This window comes from Deltaproteobacteria bacterium, assembly GCA_011773515.1.
GTDB lineage: Bacteria > Desulfobacterota > Deferrimicrobia > J040 > J040 > WVXK01.
The window spans coordinates 20390-25140 of sequence record WVXK01000037.1 but is presented as its reverse complement, the minus strand read 5'-3'; the positions used below and the strand labels follow the sequence as shown (position 1 = coordinate 25140).

5 protein-coding genes and 1 riboswitch (1 of these 6 cut by a window edge) are annotated in these 4751 nt (G+C 63.2%); of the genes, 4 read left to right on the top strand and 1 reads right to left on the bottom strand.

Features of this window, described 5'->3' with window-relative positions; all coding sequences use genetic code 11:
- Positions 1–293, bottom strand: partial view of a hypothetical protein gene (locus GTN70_03905; protein NIO16133.1) — the 5' end (the start) only. Its footprint begins 3028 nt before the window's first position; 293 of the gene's 3321 nt are visible here — the first part of the coding sequence; its start codon is at positions 291–293; its stop codon lies beyond the left edge, outside the window.
- Between the two features lie 87 nt (positions 294–380).
- Here GTN70_03905 and GTN70_03900 point away from each other — a divergent pair, with 87 nt between their 5' ends.
- From GTN70_03900 to GTN70_03885, 4 genes are all read left to right on the top strand, one after another.
- Positions 381–1154, top strand: coding sequence for a methyltransferase domain-containing protein (locus GTN70_03900; GenBank protein NIO16132.1), 774 nt, complete (start codon positions 381–383; stop codon positions 1152–1154).
- Positions 1155–1203: 49 nt separating this feature from the next.
- A complete protein-coding gene (locus GTN70_03895) occupies positions 1204–2010 on the top strand; it encodes a hypothetical protein (protein NIO16131.1) in 807 nt (268 codons plus the stop codon).
- An 82-nt stretch (positions 2011–2092) separates the two neighbouring features.
- A riboswitch (cobalamin riboswitch) is annotated at positions 2093–2273 on the top strand.
- A 111-nt stretch (positions 2274–2384) separates the two neighbouring features.
- The gene (locus GTN70_03890) at positions 2385–4274 is read left to right on the top strand and encodes a TonB-dependent receptor (protein NIO16130.1); all 1890 of its coding nucleotides are present in this window, start codon (positions 2385–2387) and stop codon (positions 4272–4274) included.
- Between the two features lie 37 nt (positions 4275–4311).
- Positions 4312–4751 (top strand): MotA/TolQ/ExbB proton channel family protein (locus tag GTN70_03885; GenBank protein ID NIO16129.1); only part of this gene is annotated, 440 nt, incomplete at its 3' end.

Genomic DNA, 4751 nt, shown 5'->3' with positions numbered 1-4751 from the left:
GAAAGAAGCACCGCCCTGGTCATCGCGTCTATTTCCGGAAGTAGCAGTTTCCGGTGCTTCAGCAGCCGCCGCGCGAAGTCCAGAAGGGTCATCGCCCGCACGTTTACGGTCGCCCTTCCCCTCTCACGGGCAATCGCCTCGTAGAGGTCCCCGGCGCTGTAGTTGGAGGGGGTGAGGACGATTTTCTCGCCGACCGGGTCCCTCCCGGTCTCTTCCCCCATGCCCCGTGCGAGCTCCTCCCTGATTGCCGGGTAGGGACCGGCGTAGAGTTTCGCGGTGAATTGAACTGTCATGTGTCCGGGTTTTCGATTATCATTGTCTCGTAAAGATTGTACCAGATGGGCCACGGGACATAAACCGCGGCCTGGCGGGTGCCGGTGATGGAAAGAAAACCGGGTGTCAAAAAGAGAATTGGCGAGTCCTTCTCGGAACGGGCGGAAAAGTACGGGACGAGCGCAGACCACGTGAGGGGGACCGATCTGGATTACATTCAAGCGTTTTTAAAGGGAAAATCCTTCGATGTTGCCCTCGACGTGTCCACGGGAGCGGGCCATACGGCGGGCCTCCTGAAGGCCCACGGCATGTTCGTCCTGGCCCTGGACATCGCCTCCGGGATGCTCCGGGAAGCCGCCGCGCGCTACGGGGGCGGAAAAATCGGCTTCGTGCGGGGAGACGCCGAGCGGCTGCCCTTCCGGGCGGGGCTATTTTCCCTGGTAACCTGCAGGATAGCCCCCCACCACTTTCCCCACGTCCCGTCCTTTCTCAAAGAGGTTAAGCGGGTGCTCCGGCGGACGGGCTTCTTCTTGCTCGTCGACAGCACGGCCCCCGAGGATGACCTCCTGGACGCCTTCCTGAACAGGATGGAGGAGACCAGGGACGGAACGCACGTGCGCTCGCTCCGCATCTCCGAGTGGGAGAGGCTGCTCGGGGCAGCGGGATTCCGGGTTGCCGACAGGAAGGCCTTCAGGAAGAGGCACGACTTCCGGCAGTGGCTCGAGCGAACGAGCCCCGGGGAAAAGCGGGAGAGGGAGCTCGAAGAGATGGTGGGCAGGGCCGATGAGAGGATCCGGGAATATTTTCAGTTCGAGTTCAAAGAGGGTGGGATTTGCTCCTACACGGACGACAAGACGCTGTTTCTCTCCGTGGAGGGCTGACCCCCGGAGCGATGGGGAGGATTGCCGTAAAGATCGAGGAGCGTGAGTGATGCAAGCGAGAGCGGTCCGCCTCATAACGGTTTTTTTCGTTGCCTTCGGTCTCCTTGCGGGCGGGGCGTCCGGCGGGGGGTACCGCTTTCTTGAAAAAGAGGTGGTACTCACCAAGCCCCTCCTGGTGAGAAGGGGGGAGACGCTCTACGTGGCGCCGGGAACCCGGATCCACGTGAACATTCCGAAAAGCCCCGAAGCCGAGGATGCCATCAAGGCGCTGACCGTCCAGGGAAGGCTGATCATTGACGGGAGGGAGGAAAGGCCCGTGCTGATTACCGGCGGTGCGGGGTGGGGTGAGATTTACCTGGAGGACGCCGAGGCGGTGGTGCGGCACGCGAGGGTGGAGAGGGCCGCCTGGGCATTTCACATCCACGGGGGATTCACCCTGATCGAGAAGAGCGACATTTCCGAAAACGAGGGCGGCGTGCGGACCTACCGGGGGGGGATGTACGTCAAAAAGAGCAGGCTTGCCGGGAACGAGGTGGCAATAAGGTACTGGGAAGGGGGCCCCGTCGTGAGGGAGTGCGCCATTTACGGCAACAGGGTGGGCGTCTTCTTCCGGGAGGGAGCCTCCACGGCGCTGTTCCGGGACAACCTGATCGACAACAGGGAGTACAACCTGAAGATCGGCGACTTCGCCTCGGGGGTTCCGGACCTGAGGGAAAATTACTGGGGGACCGCTGACGAGGTGCAGATCGGCGGGAAGATATTCGATGGCCGGGAGAGGAGCATTGCCATCCGCGACATCTATCCGGTGCTTGAGAATCCGCCGCGAAGCTTCCCGGAAAACTACCGGGTCCGGTGAGAACGTGCGGGGAGGGGGCAGTGTGGATTTTGCGGCACCTCCCGCGCCAGAACCCGTGGTTGACGGAAGCGGCGTGTTATACTATCGTCTAAGTATTGCGGGTAGTCCCCAGGGATGAAAGGGAACACGGTGTGAATCCGTGGCGGACCCGCCGCTGTGACCGGGGACGAAAGCCACAGGTTGCCACTGCCCGTGGGGCGGGAAGGCGTGGTGAGTAGGCCGATCCGGAAGCCAGAAGACCTGCCCGCGTAACATGGAGGTTCGAGGTCCCCGCGGAACGGGACCGGGACCCCAGGTGGTGGATGGAAAACGGCATCCCCGGGCCTCTCTTGAGGCCCGGGGATTTTTTTTCACCCGTTCTGAAGGAGGTGGGGATGCGGCTGGCGTCACTGATACCTGGCGCGCTGATCCTTGCGCTCGTCCTCCCGGGAGCGCTCGCCGCGGAAGGCGGGGGGGAGGAGGTCGAGGAGATCGTTGTCACGGCGACGCGGATAGAGACGCCGTCTCGCCGCGTGGGCAGTTCGGTGACGGTGATCACGGCGGAAGATCTCGAGAAAACGGGGAAGCCCCTGCTCCACGACGCCCTGCGGGCCGTTCCCGGGGCCGATGTGGTCAGGAGCGGCGGCACGGGGCAGCAGACGTCGGTATTTCTCAGGGGAACGAACTCGAACCACACCCTCGTGCTCATCGATGGCGTCGAGGCAAACGACCCGATATCGATCGGAAGGGCCTTCGATTTTGCAAACCTGACGGTGGACAACATCGAGCGGGTGGAAATTCTCAGGGGCTCGCAGAGCACGCTCTATGGATCGGATGCCATCGGCGGCGTGATCAACATCATCACGAAAAAAGGCAAGGGGAAGCCTACCGCCGCAGCTTCCGCCGAGTACGGCTCCTTCCAGACCAGGCGGGGAAGCGCCCGTGTCGGCGGGGAGGCGGAGGCCCTTCACTATTCCCTCTCTCTCTCGAAGTTAAAGACCGACGGGATCAGCGCGGCGCCCGAATCGGCGGGAAACGGGGAGAGGGACGGATACGACAACCTGACCGTCTCGGGACGCGTCGGGGCCGCCCCGGGAGACAGCCTCGAAGTGGAGCTCGTGGGCCGCTACATGGAGGCGGAAGCCGAGATCGATGATTTCGCCACCGATGACCCGAACAGCAGGCAGGACACGGAGGAGCTGTTCATCAGGGGGCAGGCGTCGTTCTCTCTCTTCGACGAACGGGTAAAGAACGTGGTCGGCCTGTCCCTGTCGGATATCGAGAGGACAAACGAGGATGTCCTCGACCCGGGGCAGTTCTTCCTGAACACCGGCTCCTTCAAGGGAGAGACGGCCAGGGGGGACGTCCAGTCCAGCATATCTCTTGCCGACGGGAACACCCTGACCGCCGGGGCCGAGGCACAGGAAGAGAGGGGAAGGTCCAGGAGCTCCTTCGGCTCTTTCCCCGAGCAGGTGGCGCGGACCGAGGGGTACTACCTCCAGGACCAGGCCCGCCTGCTGGAGGGCCTCTTCGCCACCGTCGGGGGCCGACTCGACCATCACAGCGCCTTCGGCTCGGAGCTCACCTACCGGATCGCCCTCTCCTATGCGCTGGAAGGCACGGGGACCCGGATGAAAGGGAGCTTCGGCACGGGCTTCAAGGCGCCCTCCCTCTTCCAGCTCTTTGACCCCGCCTTCGGCAACCCGGACCTTGGGCCCGAGAGGAGCAGGTCCTGGGACGGGGGCCTGGAGCAGCCCCTCTTCGGCGGCAGCGGCCGCCTCGAGGTGACCTACTTCCGGATCGAATTCAGAAACCTGATCGACTCCGATCCCGCGACGTTTCAATTCGTAAACCTGCGCAGGAGCACGTCGGAGGGCGTGGAGGTCGTATCGACGCTGGGCCTTTTCCGGCCCTTCACCCTGTCTGGCCAGTACACCTACACCGACGCGCGGGACACCGATTCCAACGAGGTCCTCTTGCGGCGGGCCAGGAACCGGTACCACCTGTCCCTTGATTGCAGCATCCAAAACAGGGGGAACCTGAACCTTACCCTTTCCCACACGGGGAAGCGCTACGACATATCGGTAGACCCCGTCACCTTCTCCTCGAGGAGAATTCTACTGGGCGGGTATACCCTCGTCCACCTTGCCGCGTCCTACGAGCTGGGCAGGGGGATCACGGTTTTTTCCCGGGTGGACAACCTCTTCGACAGGGACTACGAGGAGATACGGGGGTTCGGGACGGAAGGAATATCCGGCTACATCGGGGTCAGAGCGGCGATATGACCCGGCCGGGAAGCACGCATGGCAGTGAGGTGGAGAAATGGTGACACTCTTTTCAAAGGGCGGTCCCCTCATGTGGCCCCTCCTTCTCTGCTCCATTTGCGCCGTTACCCTCATCATCGAGCGGACGCTCTTCTGGGTGGCGGAGCGGCGGAAAAGGGACGGGCGCGTGATAGAGGAAATTCTGCGCCGGGCCGAAGCGGGGGACTTTGCGGGGGCGCTCGAGGCATCCAACGGCTCCTGCGACGTGGGGGCGAGGGTCCTCATGGAAGGGCTGCGGGGAAGGGAATACGGGGTGCGGGAGAGCCTCGAAGTCGCGGCCAGGACGGAGATCGAACGCATGAAACGGGGGATGACGGTCCTGGATACGATCATCACCCTCGCTCCGCTCCTGGGGATACTGGGAACGGTCCTCGGCATCATCGAGTCCTTCGACGTGCTCGGCAGGATGGGGATCGAGAACCCCCGGGCCGTTACCGG